Source organism: Simiduia sp. (assembly GCF_058345725.1).
The window spans coordinates 1-24,459 of sequence record NZ_JBTUOC010000079.1 but is presented as its reverse complement, the minus strand read 5'-3'; the positions used below and the strand labels follow the sequence as shown (position 1 = coordinate 24,459).

The 24,459-nt window shown below is 54.4% G+C and carries 23 protein-coding genes; 22 read left to right on the top strand and 1 reads right to left on the bottom strand.

Annotated elements, in window-relative coordinates; genetic code table 11:
• Positions 1 to 37: 37 nt before the first annotated feature.
• The 3 genes from secD to ACW8F6_RS16170 all read left to right on the top strand — a co-directional run bounded on the left by secD (position 38) and on the right by ACW8F6_RS16170 (position 4,968).
• The gene (gene secD / locus ACW8F6_RS16180) at positions 38 to 1,912 is read left to right on the top strand and encodes a protein translocase subunit SecD (protein WP_491576919.1); all 1,875 of its coding nucleotides are present in this window, start codon (positions 38 to 40) and stop codon (positions 1,910 to 1,912) included.
• Between the two features lie 10 nt (positions 1,913 to 1,922).
• Complete coding sequence (gene secF / locus ACW8F6_RS16175; RefSeq protein ID WP_491576918.1) at positions 1,923 to 2,846, top strand: protein translocase subunit SecF; 924 nt, start codon at positions 1,923 to 1,925, stop codon at positions 2,844 to 2,846.
• Between the two features lie 88 nt (positions 2,847 to 2,934).
• Entirely contained in the window at positions 2,935 to 4,968 is a 2,034-nt protein-coding gene (locus tag ACW8F6_RS16170) for a PAS domain-containing protein (protein ID WP_491576917.1), read from the top strand.
• A gap of 25 nt (positions 4,969 to 4,993) precedes the next feature.
• On the opposite strand, the gene ACW8F6_RS16165 is transcribed toward ACW8F6_RS16170, so the two are convergent.
• The gene (locus tag ACW8F6_RS16165) at positions 4,994 to 5,806 is read right to left on the bottom strand and encodes an inositol monophosphatase family protein (protein WP_491576916.1); all 813 of its coding nucleotides are present in this window, start codon (positions 5,804 to 5,806) and stop codon (positions 4,994 to 4,996) included.
• A 202-nt stretch (positions 5,807 to 6,008) separates the two neighbouring features.
• On the opposite strand from ACW8F6_RS16165, the gene ACW8F6_RS16160 reads away from it, so the two are divergent.
• The 19 genes from ACW8F6_RS16160 (at position 6,009) to der (ending at position 24,260) form a co-directional block, all read left to right on the top strand.
• Positions 6,009 to 6,827, top strand: coding sequence for an RNA methyltransferase (locus ACW8F6_RS16160; RefSeq protein WP_491576915.1), 819 nt, complete (start codon positions 6,009 to 6,011; stop codon positions 6,825 to 6,827).
• Between the two features lie 98 nt (positions 6,828 to 6,925).
• The gene (gene iscR, locus ACW8F6_RS16155; protein WP_491576914.1) at positions 6,926 to 7,429 is read left to right on the top strand and encodes a Fe-S cluster assembly transcriptional regulator IscR; all 504 of its coding nucleotides are present in this window, start codon (positions 6,926 to 6,928) and stop codon (positions 7,427 to 7,429) included.
• Complete coding sequence (locus tag ACW8F6_RS16150; protein WP_491576913.1) at positions 7,426 to 8,574, top strand: aminotransferase class V-fold PLP-dependent enzyme; 1,149 nt, start codon at positions 7,426 to 7,428, stop codon at positions 8,572 to 8,574. Before iscR ends, ACW8F6_RS16150 begins: the two co-directional genes overlap by 4 nt.
• A 57-nt stretch (positions 8,575 to 8,631) precedes the next feature.
• Positions 8,632 to 10,068: a Fe-S cluster assembly protein SufB gene (sufB, locus tag ACW8F6_RS16145; protein WP_491576912.1), complete on the top strand. Its 1,437-nt coding sequence runs from the start codon at positions 8,632 to 8,634 to the stop codon at positions 10,066 to 10,068.
• 22 nt (positions 10,069 to 10,090) lie between these two features.
• The gene (sufC, locus tag ACW8F6_RS16140; protein ID WP_491576911.1) at positions 10,091 to 10,855 is read left to right on the top strand and encodes a Fe-S cluster assembly ATPase SufC; all 765 of its coding nucleotides are present in this window, start codon (positions 10,091 to 10,093) and stop codon (positions 10,853 to 10,855) included.
• Positions 10,852 to 12,087 carry a SufB/SufD family protein gene (locus tag ACW8F6_RS16135; RefSeq protein ID WP_491576910.1) on the top strand — a complete coding sequence of 412 codons (1,236 nt, stop codon included), beginning with the start codon at positions 10,852 to 10,854 and terminating at the stop codon, positions 12,085 to 12,087. The genes sufC and ACW8F6_RS16135 overlap by 4 nt, the downstream gene beginning before the upstream one ends.
• The gene (locus ACW8F6_RS16130; RefSeq protein ID WP_491576909.1) at positions 12,084 to 13,301 is read left to right on the top strand and encodes an aminotransferase class V-fold PLP-dependent enzyme; all 1,218 of its coding nucleotides are present in this window, start codon (positions 12,084 to 12,086) and stop codon (positions 13,299 to 13,301) included. Before ACW8F6_RS16135 ends, ACW8F6_RS16130 begins: the two co-directional genes overlap by 4 nt.
• Positions 13,302 to 13,311: 10 nt before the next feature.
• Entirely contained in the window at positions 13,312 to 13,674 is a 363-nt protein-coding gene (locus ACW8F6_RS16125) for a HesB/IscA family protein (protein WP_491576908.1), read from the top strand.
• Between the two features lie 7 nt (positions 13,675 to 13,681).
• Complete coding sequence (sufT, locus tag ACW8F6_RS16120) at positions 13,682 to 14,215, top strand: putative Fe-S cluster assembly protein SufT (protein WP_491576907.1); 534 nt, start codon at positions 13,682 to 13,684, stop codon at positions 14,213 to 14,215.
• 67 nt (positions 14,216 to 14,282) lie between these two features.
• Positions 14,283 to 14,696: a SufE family protein gene (locus ACW8F6_RS16115; RefSeq protein WP_491576906.1), complete on the top strand. Its 414-nt coding sequence runs from the start codon at positions 14,283 to 14,285 to the stop codon at positions 14,694 to 14,696.
• Positions 14,697 to 14,943: 247 nt separating this feature from the next.
• Entirely contained in the window at positions 14,944 to 15,369 is a 426-nt protein-coding gene (ndk, locus tag ACW8F6_RS16110) for a nucleoside-diphosphate kinase (RefSeq protein WP_491576905.1), read from the top strand.
• Positions 15,370 to 15,388: 19 nt separating this feature from the next.
• Positions 15,389 to 16,546 carry a dual-specificity RNA methyltransferase RlmN gene (rlmN, locus tag ACW8F6_RS16105; RefSeq protein WP_491576904.1) on the top strand — a complete coding sequence of 386 codons (1,158 nt, stop codon included), beginning with the start codon at positions 15,389 to 15,391 and terminating at the stop codon, positions 16,544 to 16,546.
• Between the two features lie 23 nt (positions 16,547 to 16,569).
• Positions 16,570 to 17,334 carry a type IV pilus biogenesis/stability protein PilW gene (pilW, locus tag ACW8F6_RS16100; protein WP_491576903.1) on the top strand — a complete coding sequence of 255 codons (765 nt, stop codon included), beginning with the start codon at positions 16,570 to 16,572 and terminating at the stop codon, positions 17,332 to 17,334.
• Positions 17,335 to 17,382: 48 nt separating this feature from the next.
• Entirely contained in the window at positions 17,383 to 18,333 is a 951-nt protein-coding gene (locus ACW8F6_RS16095; protein WP_491576902.1) for a RodZ domain-containing protein, read from the top strand.
• 14 nt (positions 18,334 to 18,347) lie between these two features.
• Entirely contained in the window at positions 18,348 to 19,460 is a 1,113-nt protein-coding gene (ispG, locus tag ACW8F6_RS16090) for a flavodoxin-dependent (E)-4-hydroxy-3-methylbut-2-enyl-diphosphate synthase (RefSeq protein WP_491576901.1), read from the top strand.
• Between the two features lie 38 nt (positions 19,461 to 19,498).
• A complete protein-coding gene (gene hisS / locus ACW8F6_RS16085; protein ID WP_491576900.1) occupies positions 19,499 to 20,767 on the top strand; it encodes a histidine--tRNA ligase in 1,269 nt (422 codons plus the stop codon).
• Between the two features lie 49 nt (positions 20,768 to 20,816).
• On the top strand, positions 20,817 to 21,497 hold the full coding sequence (locus ACW8F6_RS16080) for a YfgM family protein (RefSeq protein ID WP_491576899.1): 681 nt from the start codon (positions 20,817 to 20,819) through the stop codon (positions 21,495 to 21,497).
• On the top strand, positions 21,497 to 22,636 hold the full coding sequence (gene bamB, locus ACW8F6_RS16075) for an outer membrane protein assembly factor BamB (RefSeq protein WP_491576898.1): 1,140 nt from the start codon (positions 21,497 to 21,499) through the stop codon (positions 22,634 to 22,636). The genes ACW8F6_RS16080 and bamB overlap by 1 nt, the downstream gene beginning before the upstream one ends.
• Positions 22,637 to 22,718: 82 nt before the next feature.
• Positions 22,719 to 24,260, top strand: a complete 1,542-nt coding sequence (der, locus tag ACW8F6_RS16070; protein ID WP_491576897.1) for a ribosome biogenesis GTPase Der — start codon at positions 22,719 to 22,721, stop codon at positions 24,258 to 24,260.
• Positions 24,261 to 24,459: the final 199 nt, after the last annotated feature.

The following is a 24,459-nucleotide window of genomic DNA, read 5'->3' as shown; positions in this document are numbered from 1 at the left end:
AAAGGGCGGCAAGGCGCTGCCCGCGACGGAAACCACTATGCTGAATCGCTACCCCCTGTGGAAGAACCTGCTGATACTGGCAGTCATTGCCATGGCCTTTGTGTTTGCCATGCCTAACCTATACGCGCCAGACCCAGCGGTGCAAATTTCTGGTGAGTCCAGCGCTATGGTGTTGGATGAAACGGTGTTGAACACAGCTGCTGGCGCACTGGAAGCCGAGGGTATCGAACATTTCGGTGAGACGGTGACCGATAAAGCGGCCCTCATCCGCTTAAAGCGCGTGGAAGATCAATTGCCTGCCAAGCGGATCATCCAGCGCGCGCTGGGCGACCGCTTTGTGGTTGCCTTAAACATGGCGCCCACAACACCGGAATGGCTGATGGCTCTGGGTGCCGGCCCGATGAAACTGGGGCTGGATTTGTCGGGCGGTGTGCACTTTTTGATGGAAGTGGATACGGCCTCCGCCATTGCCAAGCGTCAGGAGTCCAGCATTGCTGAATTTAAAGGCAAGTTACGCGAAGAGCGTATTCGCTATGTGTCGGTAGATTTGAGTGACCAGGGTGTGATTAAGGCGGTGTTCCGAACGGCCGAAGACCGCGATGCCGCAGAGGATATCTTTCGCAAAGATTTTGCAGATTTAGCGCGTGAAGTGATGGACAGTGATAATGGCACCTTTGCTGTGACTGCCACGTTTACCGAGGCGGCTATTCGCGAAATTGAAAACTACGCGGTGAGCCAAAACCTGACAACCCTGCGCAATCGTGTGAACGAGCTGGGTGTGTCCGAGCCCATTGTACAGCGCCAGGGGCGCAACCGTATCGTCGTAGAGCTGCCGGGCGTACAGGATACTGCCGAAGCCAAGCGAGTAATCGGCAAAACCGCCAACTTGGAATTCCGTTTAGAGGCCAAGCCGAGCGAACTGGTTACTAATAAAGAGCATTTTGATTTTCGCAGCGAGGCGGATCAGCGCCGCACAGGCGGTGCCTATTTAGAGCGCCAATTGATTATTTCGGGCGACCACGTCAGTGGAGCACAGAGTAGCTTCGATCCAGAAACCAATCAGCCGCAGGTAAACATTAACCTCGATAGCGCCGGTGGTGCCAAGATGCACCGCTCAACCCGCTCCAACGTTGGGCGTCGGATGGGTGTGTTGTTTATCGAATACAAAACCCGCTTGGATCGCACCACCAATGCCGACGGTGAAGAGGTGGTAACACCCCGGCAGATTGTGGAGAAGAAAATTATTTCCCTGGCCACGATTCAAAGTGCTCTGGGGGTGCAATTTCGCATTACCGGTCTGGACAATGTTGCTGAAGCCTCGGAGCTGGCACTGTTGCTGCGCTCCGGTGCACTGGCTGCGCCCATGTATTTTGTCGAAGAGCGCACCATTGGCCCGTCATTGGGTGCCGAAAATATTCGCGTAGGTGTTTTGTCGGTGCAAATTGCCTTCGCCATCGTTTTGATATTTATGCTCCTGTACTACAAGGTCTTCGGCATCGCCGCCAATATTGCACTGGCGGCAAACGTGGTGTTGTTGGCGGCTTGTATGTCAATGTTGGGCGCAACCTTAACGCTGCCCGGTATTGCCGGTATCGTGTTAACCGTGGGTATGGCGGTGGATGCGAACGTGTTGATTTTCTCTCGCATCAAGGAAGAGGTGGCCAACGGCTTGCCTACGCAATCGGCGATCAATGCGGGTTATGAGCGCGCCTTTACCACCATTCTCGATGCCAACGTCACCACACTGATAGTGGCGGTGATTCTCTATGCCATTGGTACTGGGCCAGTTAAAGGCTTTGCGGTGACCTTAAGCCTGGGTATTTTAACCTCGATGTTTACGGCCATTATGGTGTCGCGGATGGTGATCAACACCCTCTACGGCGGTCGCAACGTTAAGAAGCTGTGGATTTGAGGAGCAGACCATGACTATTGCAAAAAAAGTGATCAATTTCATGGGCGGCCGGGCGATTGCCACGGTGTTTTCCGGTTTGTTGCTACTCGGCTCTATCACATCGCTAGCCATCAATGGCCTGGAGTTTGGGCTGGACTTCACGGGCGGCGTGCAGATTGAAGTGCGCTATGAGCACAAAGCCGACCTTGAAAAAATTCGCGGCATATTGACCGAGGCAGACTATAGCAATGTCGTCGTGGTGAATTTTGGCTCGGATGAAGACGTGCTTATTCGCATGCAGCAGGACTTTTCAGAGAGCCTTGGCGATGAAGTTGTGGGGCTGCTAACGGCAGAAGAGGCCGGCCAAATCGATTTGCGCCGGGTTGAATTTGTGGGCCCCCAGGTAGGTGAAGAGCTGCGCGACAGTGGCGGTATTGGTATGTTGTTCGCACTCGCTGTGGTGATGGCCTACGTGGCCATGCGCTTTCAGTGGAAGTTCGCACTGGCCGCCGTTGCCGCGCTTGCGCACGACGTAATTATTACGCTGGGCTTTTTCTCGGTCATGAAAATTGGCTTTGATCTGTCGGTACTGGCGGCTGTGTTGGCGGTGGTCGGTTATTCGTTGAACGATACTATCGTGGTGTTCGACCGAGTGCGGGAAAACTTCCCAGTCTTGCGCAAAACCGAACCATTAGAGGTGGTAAACGCCTCGCTTACACAAACCCTCGACCGTACTTTGATGACTTCGGGTACTACGTTAATCGTATTGCTGGTGTTGTTTTTCTATGGTGGCGAATTGCTCAGCGGCTTCTCGTCGGCATTGCTGGTGGGTATTGTGATTGGTACCTACTCTTCTATCTATGTGGCATCCAACCTGTTGTTGAGCCTACATATCACCAAAGAGGATTTAATGCCTCCGGTGAAAGAGGGTGCCGAAGTGGATGATATGCCCTAACGGCGGCTAAAATAGAGGCGACTTCGGTCGCCTTTTTTGTGCCCAGTGCGATATATTTCTTGAATAGATCCCAAATTGGCCCGTCCCTATGAACGAATCAACACCAACCCCAGGCACACAGGCGAAGCAGCGCTATTTGTCGCTGACGCCAGAGCAAGTAAGCGCTGCCAGCCCGGAGGAACTGCGCGAACGTGTTATTCGTTATCAGCGTATTTTCAAGGGCAGCCAATGTGGTTTTTGGGAGTGGGACCTAAAAAGTAACAAGCTCTATTGGGAGGGCGAATTTTGGGAGCGCTTGGGTTATGACCGAGCAGCCCGTGCCGCCGTCGATAGCGGTCAGGACTTGTTTGCGTTTGTGCATCCCGACGATGTGGCAGTGATTCAATCGGCCATTGAGGCGCATATTGTGCGCGGTAAGCCCTACGATGTGATTTATCGCATTCGCAAGGCCTCCGGTGAGTTTAGTTGGACTCAGGCGCGCGGCCTCTCTTATAAGGGCGGTGATGGCAGGGTGGCCTACCTTTCGGGTGTGAACTTTGACATTTCTGAACACAAGAACATTGAAGCCAAACTGCGCGAAAGCGAAGCCCGCCACGAACGCATAATCAAAGCCTCCAACGATGGAATTTGGGAGTGGAACCGGGAGAATAAAGCGTTAGATTTTTCCAATCGCTGCTGGGAGATGCTCGGCTACGAGGAAAACGATGCGGTGCTCACGCGAGGGCGCAATCGGCTGCAGGCATGGTACGAATTAATGCACCCGGAAGATGTGCCGCGCTTCAAGGCGATGCTGGCAGATCATATTGCTCACAATCGCCCCTTTGATATTGAGTACCGAATGAAGGCCGTGGACGGGCGCTACCGCTGGATTAAGGGGCGCGGCTCGGCGGCGCTCGATAGTCAGGGTGAAGTGGTCAGTATGGCGGGCAGTAATATGGATATTACGCTGCTAAAGGAGGCGGAAGAGCGCGTCATGCTTGCCAAAGAGGCTGCCGAGCGCGCCAATCGCGCCAAGTCCGAATTCTTGTCAAGTATGAGCCACGAGCTGCGCACACCCCTGAATGCCATTATGGGCTTTGCTCAATTGTTTGATTACGACAGCAACCTCAGTGGCGAACAGCTGGAAAATATTCGCGAAATTCGCAAGGCTGGCACACACCTTTTGCAGTTGATTAACGACGTGCTGGATTTGGCAAAAATAGAATCGGGCAAATTGTCGCTTTCACTGGAGCCGGTATTGCCTGCGCGGGTTGTGCGCGAGTGTGTACAGTTAGTGCAATCGCTGGCAGAGACTCGTGCCATTAAAGTGAGCGTGGATTTTCGCAAGTGGAGCAACACTTATATTCACGCAGACAGTGTGCGGCTCAAGCAGGTGTTGCTCAATTTGATGAGCAACGCCATAAAATACAACCGCATGGGTGGCTCCGTTGAGGTGGTGTTTTATATGCCCGACGAAGAGCACATGCGCATAGGTGTGCGCGACACGGGCGTGGGAATACCAAAATCCAAGCACAAGGAAATGTACCAGCCCTTTAATCGACTCGGTGCCGAGGGTGGAAAAATTGAAGGCAGTGGTGTTGGTCTGGTGATCACCCGCCGCCTAACGGAAATGATGGGCGGCACCATCGATTTTGAAAGTAGGGAGGGGCAGGGCACAACATTTTGGTTGACGTTTCAAAAATCGGCACAGCAAGATGCCGTAGCGCATCAGCATACGCACACGCCTGTGGCGCGGGCGGAACTGACCATTTCCACTCCGCATCGCGTGCTGTATATCGAAGATAATCCCTCTAACATTCGCGTCATCAAGCAGTTTTGTAGTCGCTTTGATAAGTTGCAGTTGGAAGTGGCAGAAGAGGCGTTTTTGGGGTTGTATAAAGCCCGCACCTTTCAGCCCGATATCATTATTTTGGATATTAACCTGCCCGGTATGGACGGTTTTGAAGTCTTAGAGGTGTTGAAAACCGATCCAAGTACGGAAAAAATACCGGTGGTGGCGCTCTCGGCAAATGCGATGAGCTTTGATATTGAGCGTGGTCGAAAGGCGGGTTTTTTCGAGTATTTGACCAAGCCTATCGACATCAACGCGCTGATTCATACGCTCAATAAATTGGTCAGCTAGGGCCTGTTGCCAGGCCCAACGTGGGTTACTTTTGTACGTGGCCCATGTGGCCGCCCACAATTTGCAACAGTGGTTTGAATACCTTGGGGCCACCGCACACAATATTGCCATTTTCCAGGTAGCTGTTGCCGCCTTTGAAATCGGAAATTAGCCCGCCGGCTTCTTTGACCAGTAAAACGCCGGCGGCGATGTCCCACTCGTTCAAGTTCATTTCCCAGAAGCCATCAAAGCGCCCGGCGGCCACATAGGCCAGATCCAGAGAGGCTGAACCCGCACGGCGGATACCGGCAGTTTGACCGGCAATTTCCTGCAGGGCCGCAAGGTAGGGATTAATGTGCTCGAGCGCCCAGCCATTAAAGGGAATGCCGGTGCCAATTAAGCCGCCTTCCAGGCCGCGTCGCGCGGTTACACGAATGCGTCGGCCGTTGAGCATGGCGCCTTTACCTTTGCTGGCAGTAAATTCTTCGCGCTTGATGGGGTCGTACACCACTGCATGCTCAATGACGCCTTTGCGTTTACATGCAATGGATACGGCAAAGTGGGGGATGCCGTGAATGAAATTGGTGGTGCCGTCGAGTGGGTCGATGATCCACTCGTATTCGCTGTCGCCGCTCTTGCCCGCATTAAAGCCGCCTTCTTCGCCGCGAATATTGTGGTCTGGGTAGGCTTTGCGCAGGTGGTAAATCACCTCTTTTTCAGCGGCCCTGTCAACTTCGGTAACAAAGTCATTTTGGCCTTTTGCTTCAATGGCAACAAAATCTACGCGCTCCATGGCGCGTTCTATCAATTCTCCGGCCTTGCGCGCTGCGCGCAGGGCAATGGTCAGCATGGGTTCCATGGGGACTCCGACAGGGCAGTTGAATGTTAGAGAGCGCAGTTACCGCGGTGCAGCGCCTTGCTTGGGCAGGCTGCGGGGTAAATGAGGGGCGCGGATTATAACAGCACAGTGTTGCTAAGCATAGCGGCAATCGCAGTCGCCAGTGGGACTTGAATCGGGCTTTTGATACACTGCGCGCCATTTTCAGACGTGGGTGAAAAAAATGACCAACCAGCAAACCGCAGATTGGCTTAGCAAGGTACGTATTGTGCTGGTCAATACCAAGGCTTCGGGCAATATCGGTGGCGCTGCGAGAGCCATGAAAAACATGGGGCTAGCTGATTTATGGCTGGTTGAACCGCGCGAATACCCGGCTCCGGAGGCCACTTGGCGCGCAGGTAATGCCGAGGATGTGCTCGATGGTGCCACGGTAGTACCCACCCTGGAGGCCGCGGTGGCCGATTGTGGCTTGGTCATTGGTACCAGTGCCCGAGGGCGCAGTATTCCCTGGCCGATTCAAACACCTAAAGAGGCGGCCGGCCAGGTGGCGCGCGAAGCCAAACAGCACCCGGTGGCCATTGTGTTTGGTCGCGAGGATCGAGGCTTGACCAATGAGGAGCTGCAAATGTGCAATATCCATTTGCACATTCCGGCCAATGAAGCTTATTCCGCTTTGAATCTCGCCACCGCCGTGCAAGTGGTCTGTTACGAGTTGCGCATGACTATGTTGACCGAGCGCGACGGCATCGAGCCCCATTTTGACGAATGGGATCAGCCGCCCGCCAACAATCAGGAGTTAGAGTATTACTACCGTCACCTGCAAGACACCCTCGAAAAACTGGATTTCATCACCCACGACAACCCGCGCCAAACCATGACGCGCCTGCGCAGGCTCTACAACCGGGCCCGCTTGGATCAGATGGAGCTAAATATCCTGCGCGGCATTCTTACGGCCACCCAGAATGCCCAGTTTCACGCGGCCAATCGAATCGCCGAGCTAGAGGCCAGGTTGGCCGAAGCGGAGGTTGGGCCAAAAAAGTAATACCTTAGTGTTTTGCTCAGGCTTATACTTGACTGTGTTAGTGGGGTATTTATAATGCCCCTCCTGAAAGTAGGGCATTGATTGGATGGAATACGCCTATGAGACTGACGACTAAAGGTCGCTATGCGGTCACAGCCATGTTGGATCTGGCCATGCACGTTCAGCACGGACCCACGAGCCTCGCCGATATTTCCAAGCGCCAGGAGATTTCGCTGTCATACCTGGAGCAATTGTTTTCCAAGCTGCGGCAATCTGAATTGGTTACCAGTGTGCGCGGACCGGGGGGTGGCTATCGGTTAAGTCGCGAGGCGGATCAAATCTTCGTGGCGCAGATCATCGATGCCGTTAACGAATCCATCGACGCCACCAACTGTGGCGGCAGCGGCAACTGCCAAAATGGCAAGGTGTGCCTCACCCACAACTTGTGGAGTGACCTCAGTGACCAGATTCATCAGTTTTTAAACTCCATCAGCCTGGCGGCTCTAATGGAGCGCCACGATGTGCGCACTGTGTGCTCGCGCCAGGATGAAGAAACCCGGGCCAAGGCCGCCGCCGAGGCATTGCCGCAAGCCTTGACGGTGCTGGAGGCGAGCCAGCCGTGAATTTGCCGGTGTATCTCGACTACGCAGCCACAACGCCCGTAGACCCTGCGGTGGCTAAGGCGATGGCATCTTGCCTCACCGAGGATGGCTATTTTGCCAATCCTGCATCGCGTTCGCACATTTTTGGCTGGCAGGCGGAAGAGCAAGTGGAGAATGCGCGCGCCCAGGTGGCCGCACTGCTCGCCGCTGACCCGCGCGAAATTATCTGGACCAGCGGCGCCACCGAAGCTAATAACCTGGCGCTCAAGGGCGTGTTTGAAGCCGTCGACTTCAAAGGCCATCTGATTACTAGCGTCATCGAACACAAGGCGGTGATAGATCCCGCCAAATGGCTGGCCGACAAGGGTGTGGCGGTTACCTGGCTGACGCCCGATGCCGACGGTTGCATCAGCGAGCAGCAAGTTCAAGATGCGCTGCGACCAGATACCCGGTTGGTCAGCTTGATGCACGTCAATAATGAAGTGGGGGCCATCAATCCGATCGAAGCAATTGGTGCATTGTGCCGTGCGCGCGGCGTTTTGCTGCACGTGGATGCCGCTCAGTCGGCCGGCAAATTGAACACCGATGTCGGCGCGCTCAATGCGGATTTGTTGAGCTTATCTGCGCATAAATTTTACGGCCCAAAAGGCGTGGGCTTGCTCTACGTGCGGCGCGCCATTGCGCGCGAATTGCGCGGGCAAATGCACGGCGGTGGTCACGAGCGGGGGCTCAGATCGGGCACCCTGGCAACGCATCAATTAGTGGGTATCGGCGCCGCAGCGGCGCTTTGCACTGAATTGCGAGAAACTGAGATGGCGCGCATTGCCGCCTTGCGAGAGCAGTTGTGGGCGGGTATTGCCGAGCTTCCAGGTGTGAGTCGCAATGGTCGCGCGGCGTCGGTGAGCCCGACCCATCTGAATGTGTGTTTTAGCGGCTTGGATGGCGAATCATTGCTGCTGTCACTGCGCGATATCGCCATCTCGTCGGGCTCGGCCTGCACCTCGGCCAGCATGGCGCCGTCTTACGTGTTAAAGGCTATGGGCTTGAGCGATAGCGATGCGCACAGTTCCGTGCGTATATCGCTTGGTCGCTACACCTCCGAGGCCGACATTGCGCGCGCCGTGACCCATATTCGCCACGTGGTGGGCCAGCTAAGCGCGGCCTAAATCTAATTCATCAAAGCCAGGTGATTGTCTCACCCAGCAAACGCAGTAGAAGGTCTTATGACTGAGCAAATTGACAAGGCGTTAAAGCGCGAGTACGAGGCGGGATTTGTTTCCGCTATCGAATCTGAAACTTTTGCTCCCGGATTGGACGAAGATGTTATTCGTCGCATTTCCGCCATGAAGCAAGAGCCGGAGTGGATGTTGGCCTGGCGCCTAAAGGCTTACCAGAGCTGGCGGGAGATGGAAGAGCCAGAGTGGGCTCACGTGGTTTACGACAAGATTGACTACCAGGCCATCTCCTACTATTCGGCCCCTAAAAGCATGAAGGACAAACCAAAGTCTTTGGACGAGGTCGATCCCGAATTGCTGCGCACCTATGAAAAACTGGGTATCCCTCTGGTTGAGCAACAGATGCTGGCCGGTGTTGCTGTCGACGCGGTGTTTGACTCGGTATCGGTAGTTACCACTTTCCGAGAAAAGCTAGCTGAGGCCGGGGTGATTTTTTGCCCGATATCAGAAGCCGTACAGAAATACCCGGAGTTGGTGCAGAAATATTTAGGCAGTGTGGTGCCGCCGAAAGATAATTTCTTCGCCGCGCTAAACTGCGCTGTGTTTACCGACGGCTCATTTGTATACATTCCAAAAGGCACCCGCTGCCCGATGGAATTATCCACCTACTTCCGCATCAACGAGCAGAATACCGGCCAGTTTGAACGCACCCTCATTGTTGCAGAAGAGGGCAGCTATGTGAGCTATCTGGAAGGTTGCACCGCACCGCAACGCGACGAAAATCAACTGCACGCAGCCGTCGTTGAGCTGGTGGCCCTAGATGATGCCCAGATTAAATATTCCACCGTGCAGAATTGGTATCCAGGCGATGAAGAGGGTCGCGGTGGTATTTACAACTTTGTCACCAAGCGGGGCATTGCGCACAACCGGGCCAAGATCAGTTGGACACAGGTGGAAACCGGTTCGGCGGTTACCTGGAAGTACCCGAGCTGCGTATTGAAGGGTGAAGACAGTGTCGGTGAGTTTTACTCAGTGGCCTTGACCCGTGCCAAACAGCAGGCTGATACCGGTACCAAGATGATTCATCTCGGTAAAAATAGTCGCTCGACCATTATCTCTAAAGGTATTTCGGCCGGGCGTAGCAATAACAGCTATCGGGGCTTGGTGCGCATGAATCCTGGGGCAGAAGGCGCGCGCAATTTCACCCAGTGCGATTCGCTGCTTATTGGCGACCAGTGCGGTGCGCACACCTTTCCCTATGTGGAGAGCCGTAATCCGACGGCTATTGTCGAGCACGAGGCCACTACCTCGAAAGTGAGTGACGACCAAATGTTTTTGTGCCGTCAGCGCGGTTTAGATCCGGAAAAAGCCGTTTCCATGATCGTAAATGGTTTTTGTAAGGAAGTGTTTAAAGAATTGCCCATGGAATTTGCGGTTGAAGCCGGCAAATTACTTGAAATCAGCCTAGAAGGCTCGGTGGGCTAAGTTAAGGTTCAGGAATAGTTCTATGTTATCGATTAAGAATTTACATGCGCGCGTCGAAGAAAAGACCATTTTGAAAGGCCTGAACTTAGAGGTTAAGCCCGGCGAATTGCATGCCATCATGGGGCCAAATGGCGCCGGTAAAAGTACGCTGGGTTACGTGTTGTCCGGCCGCGAAGGCTACGAAGTGGAGCAGGGTACCGCCACGCTCCAGGGGCAGGACCTACTGGAAATGGAAACCGAAGAGCGCGCGCGACTGGGTTTGTTTCTGGCGTTTCAGTACCCGGTAGAGATTCCCGGCGTGAGCAATATGGAGTTCTTAAAGGCATCGGTTGACGCGGTTCGCGAGGCGCGTGGCGAGACCGCGCTAAGCTCCGCAGAGTTTCTGAAGATTGCACGTGTAGCCTGTAAGCAAGTGAACTTGCCCGTGGAGTTTCTGAAGCGCGGCGTAAATGAAGGCTTTTCCGGCGGTGAAAAGAAACGCAATGAAATCATGCAGATGATTTTATTGGAGCCGCGCTTGTGTATTTTAGATGAGACAGATTCCGGCCTGGATATCGATGCGCTGAAAGTGGTTGCCGATGGCGTAAATGGCCAGCGCTCTGTCGAGCGTAGCTTTGTGGTCGTTACCCATTACCAGCGTTTATTGGATTACATCAAACCCGATTACGTGCACGTGTTATCGGACGGAAAAATTGTAAAAAGTGGCGGCCCCGAGCTGGCGAAAGAACTGGAGGCCGAGGGCTACAGCTGGCTGGCGGATCACCCGGACGAGGTGGCTGCACAATGAATCCATGGTTAGAAAAGGCACTCAGCGGCGCACCGGTGAACGATGCCTTTGCCGCGCAACGGCAGGCCTCGCTGGCGCTGCTGCGCACGGCGCGCTGGCCTGGTCGCAAAGTGGAGGCGTGGAAATACACGCCGGTGCGCGCACTGGAGCAGGCAGAATTTGCAGCAAATACCGATGCCTCGGCCGCGGTGGCATCCATTGCTGACCTCGATGCATTAACGTTGGTTTTAGTGGACGGCGTGCCAGCAACCATCCCAGAGAATTTACCCGCGGGGTTAACCATTCGCCCATTGGGTGATGCGCCCCAAGTGGCGGCGGAATTGTTTGGCCGGGTGAAGCCAGAGCGCCACCTGTTTGGTTTGGTGAACGATGTGCTGGCCGTCGATGGCTGGGTGATTGATGTGGCGCCAGGCGTGCGCATTGAGCGGCCGCTGCACATTATCTATCACACCCGCGCCGGCGCGCAGGCCCATGGCCGCGTGTTGGTTCGCTTGGGCGCCAATGCCCATGCTTCGGTAATCGAGCACGCCGAGGGGTCCGCGCCCTGCATGTCTACCTATTTTGCCGAGTATGAAATCGGTACTCACGCAGCGCTGGAGCACTATCGGTTTGCTTTGCAAACCGGCGCTGCCATGAGTGTCGGCGGTTGTCACTTTTCATTGGCTGAGCACAGTCAGTTGAACGCCACGCTGGTCGGCTTTGGCAGTGATCTGGCGCGCCTTGATGTGGATGTGATTCACGCCGGCGAATTTGCGCTGGCAAAAATGAATGCCGTGTATTTGCTCGATGGCAGTGAGCTGTTCGATTTACACACCACCATTGAGCATGCCAGTGCCAACGGTACCACCGAAGAAAATGTGCGCGGCATTGCCGGTGGCAAGGCGCGTGCTGTGTTTAACGGGCGCATTCACATTCATCGCCATGCGCAAAAAACGCTGGCGGAATTGAATAATCGCAACCTGTTACTCAATCCGGGCGCGGAAATTAATACCAAACCAGAATTGGAAATTTACGCCGATGACGTGCGCTGCGCGCACGGCGCCACCGTCGCCGAAACGGACAAGCGGGCACTGTATTACCTGCAAAGCCGCGGTATTGGGCGTGCGCAAGCGCAAATCATGCTGAATTTTGGTTTTATTAATGAGTTGGTCGACGCCATGCCCAATGCGGTTTTGGCTAACTGGCTGCGGCCCATATTGCGTGCGCGTTTCGCACAAATGGGGGCGCAATGAGCTTTGATGTGAGCGCCGTGCGCGCGCAGTTTCCGATTTTGGCGCGCCAAATAGATGGTAAGCCCTTGGTGTATCTGGATAACGCTGCCACCACTCAGAAGCCCCAGTGCGTGATCGACGCGTTGGTTGATTATTACTCCACCTGTAATAGCAACGTGCACCGTGGTGCGCACCGCTTGGCCGATGAGGCCACCAGCCGCTATGAGGGTGCACGCGACACCTTGGCGCGCTTTATCAATGCCGGTGCGCGCGAAGAGGTGATTTGGACCAGCGGTACCACAGAGGCTATTAATATTGTGGCGCACGGACTGGCGCAACAGTTGTCGGCCGGCGATGAAGTGCTGGTGACCGAAATGGAACATCACGCCAATATTGTTACCTGGCAGCAGGCTTGTAAAAGCAGCGGTGCGCAGTTGAAAGTGGCGCCTATTTTTGATTCTGGCGATTTGGATCTGGGGGCCTTTCACGCGCTCTTATCTCCGCGCACGCGCTTGGTGGCGTTTCCGCACGTGTCCAATTCACTGGGTACCGTTAATCCCATAATCGACATGACCCGCGCGGCGAAAGCCGTGGGTGCATTGGTGCTGATCGACGGCGCCCAAGGAATCGCCCATGGCGGCGTGGATGTGCAGGCGATAGGTTGTGATTTTTACGCTTTCTCCGGCCATAAAATGTTTGGCCCGACGGGAATTGGTGTGCTTTGGGGGCGTGAAGCGCTGCTGCGCGAATGGCCCGTTTGGCAAACTGGCGGTGAAATGATCAGCGAAGTCACCTACCAATCGGCCAAGTGGAACACGCTGCCTTACCGTTTAGAGGCCGGCACTCCCAACATTGCCGGCGTTATTGGCTTTGGCGTTGCGGTAGAATGGTTTGCAGCCTTGGATCTAAGCGGCCTGCAACAACACGAGCGCGAGCTGATGGCCTATGCTACAGCGCGCGCCGCCGATTGCCAGGGGTTGCGTATTGTGGGTACGGCTGCCAATAAATCGGGTGTTTTGAGCTTTTTATTAGAGGGCGGGCACCCAGCCGATATTGGCTTTTTACTGGATCGCCAGGCGATTGCAATTCGCACGGGTCACCACTGCGCCGAGCCATTGATGAACCGCCTGGGCGTGCCGGGCACGGCCCGAGCATCTTTCTCTATTTACACCGATAAAACTGATATCGATGCGCTCTTTACCGCGCTCGAAAAAGTTAAATCCCTGTTGGCCTGAGGTACTTATTGTGTCGTCAACTGTATCCACTTTCGATCCCGCGCAACCGCTGGTATCTGTGACCGACAAGGCCGCGCAACACTTCGCGCGCAAGCTCGCCGACGCCGGTAAACCCGTGGTGCGCTTAAGCATTAAGGCCAGTGGCTGTACTGGTTACGCCTACGTGCTCGACACCGTCGACGCAGCTGAGCCCGGCGATACCTTATTGGTCTTAAATGACCAAGTGACTTTGGCAATCTCTGCTGAGGCGGCGCCAGTCATTAGGGGTACCGAGATTGACATGGCCATTGAAGGTGTCAATCGTGTCATTAAATACAACAACCCCAATGTTGTGGCCGAGTGTGGCTGCGGCGAAAGTTTCTCAGTGAACTGAGGTCGCAATGCAGCAGCAAATGGTGATTACCCGGCGCGACTGTCCCGCGCGAAGGGTGCCCGTGGGGACGCCGGTGGTTATTCCCGAGGGGGAGTTTGTCAATATTCGCCAGAGTCTTGGGGGTAACTACACAGTTACCTGGCAGGGCAACATGTTGCGTATAGACGGCACCGACGCCGACGCCATAGGCGCCGAGCCAGAAAAACTGAATTTTGTCGACGACGGGTCGGGGCGCATTGATGAAGCCCAGGTGTGGGCTGCCCTGGAAACGATTTTTGACCCGGAGATCCCCATTAATTTGGTGTCTTTGGGGCTAATCTACGACGTGGCTCTAGATCAGGCGGCTGGCCGAGTCGATATTCGCATGACGCTGACCGCGCCAGGTTGCGGTATGGGGCCGGTGCTCGTGGGCGACGTAGAATATCGCGTGGGCAAGGTACCAGCCGTCAAAAGTGTAGCCGTCGAGCTGGTGTTTGACCCGCCCTGGTCGCGCGAGATGATGAGCGAAGAGGCGCAGCTTGAGGCGGGCCTGTTCTTTTAGGCAGCTTAGAGACTAGGCATTACGCAATACGAGCCTTTCAGGCCATGCAATTAGGAGGAGCGGCAGCGTGAGTTTGCCCACGACGGACGAAATTTTGGATGACCTAGCGTTTTTTGACGACTGGGAAGATCGCTACCGCTATATCATCGACTTGGGCAAAGCGCTGCCGCCCATGGAAAGTGCTCTGCAAACCCCAGAGCGCTTGGTAAAAGGGTGTCAAAGTAATGTCTGGATCGAGCCTGTGCACCGTGACGGGCGGCTCTACTTCAGTGTGGACAGCGATGCGGTCATTGTGCGGGGGCTATTGGCGGTGGTCATGGCGGCCTACGAGGGACGCACCGCCCCTGAAATATTGGCCTTTGATGTGGACGCCTACTTTCGCGCCCTGGACCTGGAGCGGCATTTAAGTCCGACGCGAGGCAATGGCCTGCGGGCGATGGTAGGGCGTATACAAGCAATAGCCAAGGCCGCGGCGGAGTAAAGCCCGATTTGTCCTCAAAATAGCCGTTTGCCGCGTACAAAAGTCCTAGAAACCCGCGTATAATCCGCGGGTTTTCTATATAGGAAAGCCGTGACTATGGGCGCCATTTGGCGCTAAATAGCGCGATTTTCCCCGAATTCAGCAGTGAACGGCGTCGATTTATCGTTGCGGCACTGCCAAAGTGTGACAATCTTGTCACGTTAACGTGTTTTAACACTCACAAACTACAGTAATTCCGGAGATCTAAATGGCCGTTGAACGTACCCTGTCAATCATCAAGCCCGATGCCGTTGCTAAAAACGTGATTGGCGAAATTTACACCCGCTTTGAAAAGGCCGGCTTGAAAGTGGTTGCCGCCAAGATGAAGCACCTGTCAAAAGCCGAAGCAGAAGGCTTCTACGCCGAGCACAAAGAGCGTGGCTTCTTTGCCGACCTGGTGGCCTTCATGACCTCTGGCCCCGTGATGGTGCAGGTGTTGGAAGGTGAAAATGCCGTGCTGGCAAACCGCGATCTGATGGGCGCCACTAACCCCAAAGAAGCGGCCGCTGGCACCATCCGTGCCGATTTTGCCGAAAGCATTGACGCCAACGCTGTTCACGGTTCCGACGCTGTTGCATCTGCTCAGCGCGAAATCGCCTACTTTTTTGCAGCTACTGAAATCAGCTCGCGCTAATTTCGCATAGGTGAATCCCATGGTTGAGGTACAGGAAGCCGCTCAGACGCCCGCAAAAGTGAATTTGTTGGGTCTTACACATTCGAAAATGGAAGCGTTCTTCGAGTCCATTGGCGAAAAGCGCTTCCGTGCCCAACAGGTATTGAAATGGATTCACCAGTTGGGTGTGGTCAACTTCGAGGAGATGACTAACATCAGTAAGCCGCTCCGCACCAAGCTTGCCGAGGTCGCGGAGATTCGCTTTCCCGAGGTGCTGAAACAGCTGGATTCAGCTGACGGCACCCGCAAATTCTTGATCAAGGTTGACGGTGGTAGCGCCATCGAAACCGTGTTCATTCCCGATGGCGAGCGTGGCACTCTGTGCGTATCGTCGCAAATCGGCTGTTCGCTGGATTGCAGTTTTTGCGCCACCGGCAAGCAGGGTTTTAACCGCGATTTAAGTGCGGCGGAAATCATTGCGCAGGTCTGGATTGCCGCCCAATCCTTTGGTCAGTTAGCCGTAAACGGCCCGCGCAAAGTCACCAACGTTGTGTTGATGGGGATGGGCGAGCCCCTGCTGAATTTTGACAATGTGGTAGACGCCATGCATCTGATGATGCACGACAATTGCTATGGTATCTCCAAGCGTCGCGTCACCCTGAGCACCAGTGGCGTAGTGCCGGCGCTGGATCGACTGGGTGAACATACCGATGCCTGCCTGGCAATATCGCTACACGCTCCCAATGATGCGCTGCGCAACGAGTTGGTGCCCATCAATAAAAAGTACCCCATCGCCATGCTGCTGGATTCGGCCAAGCGCTATATTGAAGGTCTGCCCGATACCCATCGCAAGATTACCATTGAGTACACCCTGATCGATCATGTGAACGATCGCCCAGAGCACGCCTACGAACTGGCGGAACTCTTGCGCGATGTGCCGGTCAAAATCAACTTAATCCCCTTTAATCCCTTTAGTCAGTCGGATTACAAGCGGGTCAGCAATAACGCTCTGCGTCGCTTTCAAACCATTTTGATTGAGGCGGGTTATATTGCTACGGTGCGCACAACTCGGGGTGATGATATCGATGCCGCCTGTGGGCAATTGGCGGGCAGTGTTAACGACCTGACGCGGCGGGCAGAGCGTTATCGTAATAAAATGGCGCAGCAGGAAGAAGCTGTGCGTATCATAGGTCAGTAATTAACCGACGCAAAAGGTAGCCCATGTCATTCGTAAAAAATGCTGTAATTCTGCTTTTTATCAGCGTGTTAACGGCCTGTGTGACTACCATGGATAAAGAGCCGCCCACGGTCAAGCCGGAAAAGGCGCTGGAAACACACATTCAGCTGGGGTTGGGTTACATACGCGAAAACAACCTGGATTCTGCGCGTTTTCACCTCAACAAGGCCGCCAAAATTGCTCCCAAGGATGTGGGAGTACTCAATGGTCGAGGGCTGTTGTACCAGTTGGAAGGCGAACCGGAGCTGGCCGAGAAGGCCTTTAAAGCCGCACTTCGCGAGGACCCCAAATTCACCCAGGCACGCTTGAACTACGCTACCTTTCTGTACAGCAAAGAGCGATTTAAAGAGGCCTATGAAAACTACGAACTGGCGGCAGAAGACCTCAACTATGAGCGTCGCGCAGTGGTGTTGTACGGCGTAGGCGTCTCGGCGCAAAAAATTGGCAAAGAAGACAGAGCCATAGCCGCGTTTAACCACTCGGTGCTGCTGCAGCGCAATATGGCGCCGTCGCACTTGGAATTGGCAGATTATTATTTGCGCCAAAAAGATTATGCGCAGGCTAAAAAGCACCTCACCCAGTTTGAAACTTACAGCCGACCTACCGCGCGTAGTTTGTGGGTGGGTATCAGGATTGAGCGCGTGTTTGGCAATAAAGACAAAGAGGCCAGTCAAGTGCTGAGCCTGAAGAACCTGTTCCCCTATTCGAAAGAGTATTTGGAGTATAAGCAAAGTCAGGGAAGCCGATAGCCCAGTGGTTTTGGGATAGACAATAACAATGATTAAACGGCCAATAATATGACTGCTGAAACGCAACCCGAAGTGAAAGTAGATGATTGCGGCGAGCTCTTAACGCCCGGCGGGTACTTGCAGAAAGCGCGAGAGTCCAAACAGTGGGACGCCAAGGAGGTCGCGGGTAAACTGCGCATAACGCGGGCCAAGCTCGCGGCGCTCGAATCGGACAGCTACGATCAGTTCCCCGGCGAAACCTTTATTCGGGGGTATTTCAGATCCTACGCCCGACTGTTGGACTTGGATGAGGATGCGGTATTACAGCGCTACACCGATTATGTTGCCGCACACTCCGAAGTTAGCCAGTTAATAGCGCCAAGTCGCGCTTTTGGTGTCAGTGGAAATGTCGATGTATTTAAGGCCAAACCGGCGCTGGGGCAGTTCATCATCGTAGCCATTTCACTGGTGTTGGTCGCCATCATCGTTTGGTTACTGGTCAACCCCAAAGAGGATAGCGTCGCTGGGGAGCAAGCAACGGTACCTGTAGCCGTTGACATCGCACCTGCAGACCAAGATCTACCAGTTGTAGTAGCGCCCCAGGAGGCTGAAATTGATACTCCAGAGGTACAAGCTAACACCGAGTTAAACGCAGATCCTGCCGACGAGGCGTTAGTTGCGCAATCGGAGTCAGTTGTTGCCGAGCGCGCTCCTGCAATCGCGGCAGTAGCGCCAAGACCAGAAACAAGCGCGCCCCGCGCAGATGCGCGCACACCGGATGTACTGGCTCTGACCTTTAGCGATGAATGCTGGGTGGAGGTGAGCGACGCTAATGGCGACGTATTGGCTACTGAATTACAGTCGGCAGGGAGTTCACTGTCGCTCAGGGGTAAAGCCCCTTTTAACGTGATGTTAGGCAATGCCAAAGCGGTAACTGTCACCTTAAATGACAGCCCAATTGATGCTACGCCAAAGGGCAACAACCGGGCTCTGCGCTTTGTTGTTAGTCAATCGAATTAAGTAGGGTTTATACGATGCATTTCGAGTCGCCAATAAAACGCCGTAAATCGCGCCAGATTATGGTCGGCAATGTGCCAGTAGGTGGCGATGCACCCATTTCTGTACAAAGCATGACTAATACAGAAACCACGGACGTCGCCGCTACGGTTGGGCAAATTGTGCAATTGGCCAATGCCGGCGCAGATATTGTGCGGGTGTCAGTGCCTAGTATGGAGGCCGCAGAAGCCTTTGGCTTAATTCGCAAGCAATCGCCGGTGCCGTTAGTGGCAGACATACATTTTGACTACCGAATTGCGTTGCGTGTGGCAGATCTGGGCGTTGATTGCCTGCGAATTAATCCGGGAAATATCGGTCGAGAAAAGCGTATCGAAGCGGTTGTTAGTAAAGCGAAAGATCTCGGCATACCGATCCGTATTGGCGTGAATGCGGGATCACTCGAAAAAGATTTGCAGAAAAAATACGGTGAACCTACGCCGGATGCGCTGGTGGAGTCCGCCCTGCGCCACGTAGAGTTTCTCGATCGCTATGATTTTCAGGATTTTAAAGTTAGCGTCAAGGCCTCCGATGTTTTCATGGCAGTCGCGGCCTACCGCAAATTAGCCACACAAATTGAGCAACCGCTGCATTTGGGGATTACCGAGGCTGGCGGATTTCGCTCGGGCACAGTCAAATCGTCTATTGGCTTGGGATTGTTGCTCATGGACGGCATTGGCGACACGATTCGTGTGTCGCTAGCAGCCGACCCTGTTGAAGAGGTGAAAGTAGGCTGGGATATGCTAAAAAGCCTGCGACTGCGCTCTAAAGGCATTAATTTCATCGCCTGCCCCAGCTGTTCGCGCCAGAATTTCGACGTGGTTAAAACGATGAATGAACTCGAAGCTCGGCTCGAAGACATCACTACGCCGATGGATGTGGCGGTGATCGGCTGTGTGGTAAACGGCCCGGGCGAAGCGAAAGAAGCAGATATAGGCTTGGCCGGTGGCACACCCAATAACCTGGTGTATATCGACGGCCAGCCGAATACCAAATTGAAAGCGGAAAATTTGGTTGATGAGCTGGAAGTGCTGATTCGCAATAAGGCGGCCGCGAAAGCCAAGGCTGCCGAGTCCATTATCGCCAAAGTCTGAGGCGTCGGGCAATTAATTGAAAACAAACGGAAGTTAACGTGAAAAAAATTCAAGCCATTCGCGGCATGAACGATTTACTGCCCGAGCAGTCTGGCAGCTGGCAATATGTGGAGAGTGTGGTCGCTGAGTTGTTGCGTCGATACCACTTTCAGGAAATTCGCTTTCCGGTATTAGAACAAACCGAACTCTTCAAGCGATCGATCGGCGAGGTGACCGATATCGTTGAAAAAGAAATGTACACATTTCTCGATCGCAACGATGAAAGTGTCACCCTTCGGCCCGAGGGCACGGCCTGTTGCGTGCGCGCCTGTGAAGAACATGGTCTTTTGTATAATCAAGTACAAAAGCTGTGGTACATGGGCCCCATGTTTCGCTACGAAAAACCCCAGAAAGGCCGCCTGCGTCAGTTTCATCAAATCGGTGTTGAAGCCTTTGGTATGGCGACCCCCGACATTGACGCCGAACTATTACTGTTGACGGCACGCCTTTGGCGAGAGCTCGGCGTTGCCGACGCTGTGACCCTACAGATTAATAGCTTGGGCGTGCCGGCCGCGCGCGCCGAGTACCGCGCGGCACTGGTGGCCTACCTTTCCGCCCACAAGTCTGCGTTGGATGAAGACAGTCTGCGTCGCTTGGAAACCAACCCATTGCGAGTGCTCGACAGTAAAGATCCGGGTACCCAGGCGATATTGAAGGGCGCACCCAGCTTAAGTGACTACCTGGATGAAGAGTCCAAGGCGCACTTTGCAGCAGTGTGCAGTTATCTGGACGCAGCGGGTGTGGCCTATGAAGTAAATGAGCGGCTAGTGCGCGGGCTGGATTATTACACCAAACCGGTATTTGAGTGGGTGACTGATAAACTGGGCGCGCAGGGCACCGTGTGTGCCGGTGGGCGTTACGATGGCCTGGTAGAACAATTGGGTGGTCGACCCACGCCGGGCGTTGGTTTCGCCATGGGTATCGAGCGCCTGGTGTTACTGCTCGAAGCGCTCGAATGTATCCCCGAGGCTGCCAGACAGCAGCCAGACGTGTATATTGTCGCCGTTGGCGATGTGGCAACGGCCGGCCTTGGGTTGGCCGAGCAGCTGCGCGACGCTTTACCCTATCTTTCGGTACAAGCTCACTGCGGCGGCGGCAGCTTTAAAAGCCAAATGAAAAAGGCCGATAAAAGTCAGGCCACCTTGGCGTTAATCCTCGGCGAGGATGAGGTTAAGCAGGGGCAAGTGACCGTGAAATTCCTGCGCGAGCAGGTTGAGCAACAAACGTTATCCAGTGAGGACTTGATCGCCTTGCTGAAAACACTTTGAATCAGCTCTGGCTGAGTTAAACACTATAAGATTGTTTGGAGATTGAACCGTGTCTGCGCATTTAACTGAAGAAGAACAACTAGAAGCCCTTAAACGCTGGTGGGACGAAAATGGCAAATCGCTACTAATAGCCGTTGTGCTGGGCGTAGGCGGCTATATGGGCTTCAACGCGTGGCAGGACGGCCGCCAAACGAGTGCTGAGCAAGCCTCGGCACAATTTGAGGAAATTACCGAACTACTGGCGCAGCAGGAAGCGCTGACTGACGCCGATAAGGCAACGGTCAGTCATGTTGCACAAGGCTTGAAAGACGCCCATGGCGACACCCTGTATGGGGTAAACGCGGCCATGTTATTGGCTAAACAGGCGGTTGAAGCTGGCGACTTAGCGAAGGCTGAGACCGAGTTGCGCTGGGCCTTAGCACATGCCGATGCCGAAAATGTCACGCACTTGGCGCGGCTGCGCTTGGCGCGAGTTCTGACGGCCCAGGCCAAGGCAGACGAAGCTTTGACGCTACTGGCAGTTGAGTCGGAGGGCGCCTTCAGCTCACTGTACAGCGAGGCCAAAGGTGATGCGCACCTGGCACTAGACGACAAAGCGCAAGCGGCGAAAGCTTACGAGGCGGCTCTGGCTAACCTGAGTGGCCAGGAGATGGCCCGCGCCAATCAGATTCGTATGAAACTTAACAGCGTGCAGCCCGCAGCGGTTGTCGCAGAAGAGAAGGGTGCCTGATGAAGCACGTATTGGCATTGGTTGCCGTCCTGCTACTGGGTGCGTGCGCATCCACTGACGAGATTGATATAGAGCCGAAAGAGCTCGAAGATTTTGCCGAAAAAGTTGAGATAAAAACCCTTTGGTCGCGCGGTGTAGGTGGTGGCCAGGACGATCGTTATACGCGCTTGGTGCCAGCTATAGCCGGCGACCTGATTTACGCCACCGATATTGAAGGGGAGGTTTTCGCCTTCGACAAAAAAACCGGTAAAAAGCGGTGGTCCGTCGAGCTGGAAGAGGCCATCAGCGCCGGGATTGGCCTGTCTCAAAATGCGCTGCTGCTGGGCAGCTACAAGGGGGAAGTCATCGCGCTCAGCAAGGACGATGGCAAAGAGTTATGGCGTGCACAGCTGTCCAGTGAAGTGCTGTCAGAGCCCACTGCCGGTGCTGGCGTCGTAATCGCTAGCACCAATGATGGCAAGCTGTATGGCCTGGATGGCGAGACAGGTGCGGTCAAGTGGATGTTTGAAAGTGTGCAGCCTATTCTGACCTTGCGCGGAACCAGTGCACCGGTGGTAAAGGGCGATGTGGTCTACGCGGGCTTTGACAATGGCAAAGTCTACGCCTTTGAGATTGACACAGGCTTGATTCAATGGGAACAAAGGGTTGCCATTCCAAAGGGCAAAACCGAGCTCGAGCGCATTGTCGATATTGACGGCACCCCTTTGTTGGCAGGTGAAATCCTACTGGCGGTGAGCTTTCAAGGTCGATTAGTTGCATTTTCCAGCGCTACAGGCCGTCCGCTGTGGGCGGAGGATGCCAGTTCTGTACAAGGGCCGGCCGCCGATTATGGGCAGGTATATATTTCCGGCGAACAGGACAAAGTGCAGGCCTTCGCTTTGTCCAGTGGCGTAAGTCTCTGGGAGAATACTGACCTCTTGCGCCGCAAGTTGTCGCCCCCTGCTGCTTGGGGTGACTATGTAGCTGTGGCTGATCTTGAAGGTTATTTACACCTTTTAGACCGTGAAACGGGTATTATGGCCGGTCGAGAACATATAGACGGCGATGGAATCCGTGCGCCCATGGTGGTTGACGGAGACACGCTGTATGTATTGGGCACTGGCGGCGACTTGGTGGCTTTACAGCTGAAATCCCGCTAACTAGGTCCCTAGCTGCTATTTTTAAAAGGCCAGAATCGCGCGAGCGCTTCTGGCCTTCACGTTGTTTATGAGTGCAAAGCGCATGATTCCTGTATTGGCCCTGGTGGGGCGCCCGAATGTGGGCAAATCAACTCTCTTCAATTGTCTTACCCGCTCGCGCGATGCGTTGGTGGCGGACTATGCCGGTCTGACTCGCGATCGCAAGTATGGCGAAGGCGAGTTCCAAGGCCGTAAGTTCATGGTCATTGATACCGGCGGTATTAGTGGCGAAGAAGAGGGGATAGACAGCGTCATGGCCGGGCAATCACTGCAGGCTATTGAAGAGGCCGACGCTGTGATGTTTCTGGTGGATTGTAAGGCGGGCTTAACTCCCGCTGATGAAATGATTGCGAAACACCTGCGCGTGCGCAACAAGCCTACCTATGTGGTGGCTAACAAAGTGGACGGCACCAATCCGGATATAGCACTGGCACCCTTCTATGAGATGGGGTTGGGCGACCTGTTTCCAACGACGGCGACGCACCGCAAGGGTGTCAAAAACCTGATGGAGCAGGTGATGGAGCACTTTCCCGAAGTGGAACCCGAGCTCATCGAGAAGCCGCGGGGGATCAAAATCGCGGTGGTAGGGCGCCCCAACGTCGGTAAGTCTACTCTGGTGAATCGGCTACTAGGTGAAGATCGGGTTGTGGTATTCGATTTACCCGGCACCACGCGCGACAGTATTTATATCAACTACGAGCGCCACGGAGCAAATTACACCTTAATTGATACGGCGGGGATTCGGCGCCGGAAAAATGTTAAAGAGACGGTCGAAAAATTCTCAATAGTCAAGACGCTGCAGGCTATCGAAGATGCCAATGTGGTGGTGTTGATGGCCGATGCCAGTGAGGGCATTGTCGATCAGGATTTGCACCTGATGGGACATACTATCGATGCCGGGCGCGCCCTGGTAATCGCCCTTAACAAGTGGGATGGCTTGGAAGAAAGCCATAAAACCTATGTTAAGAATGAATTAGAGCGCCGGCTACGCTTTATTGACTTTGCGGATATTCACTACATTTCTGCCAAACACGGCACGGGTGTTGGGCATCTTTACGAATCTATCGAGCGCGCGTTCCAGGCAGCTACTGAAAAGTTTTCCACCAATTTCCTGACCCGAATTTTGCAGGACGCGGTACGCGAGCACCAGCCGCCCATCGTACGTGGGCACCGCATTAAATTGCGCTATGCCCACCCCGGCGGTCATAACCCGCCGATCATCGTCGTACACGGCAATCAGACCAGCGAGCTGCCCGATGCCTACGTTCGCTACTTGGAGAAGACCTTCCGCCGAGCGTTGGATTTGCACGGTACGCCTATTCGACTGGAGTTCAAGTCCAGTGAAAACCCCTTTGGCGATAAACCCAAGGCTGCAACCCGTCGCCGGGATGGCAAACTTCAGACCGGCAAACGACCCCATGGCGAGCACAGAAAAGCTTATCAGGCTCGCAAAGGCAATGCGGCAGCCCCTAAAGCGAAGCCGGTAACAAAGACATCGGCAGCCAAGCCCGGTGCTAAAAAGTCCAGTCCCGCAAAGGTTAAGCCGACCCACAGAACAAAACCCACGGGTGGCAAGAAAGTGTAGCCACTTTTCTGTGCAAGTTGCTCATAAAACACCCGCTTTGGCGGGTTTTTTTGTGTGCGCCAAGGGAGATGATAAAAAAGTTTAAAAAGGGCTTGCCAAGGTGGCTGGGATGCGTAGAATGCGCGCCTCTCCAACGGGGAACGCCGGTAAGGCGGCACGGAGGAGAGGGAGTTTGAAGTTCAGGGTGTTGGCTTAGCTA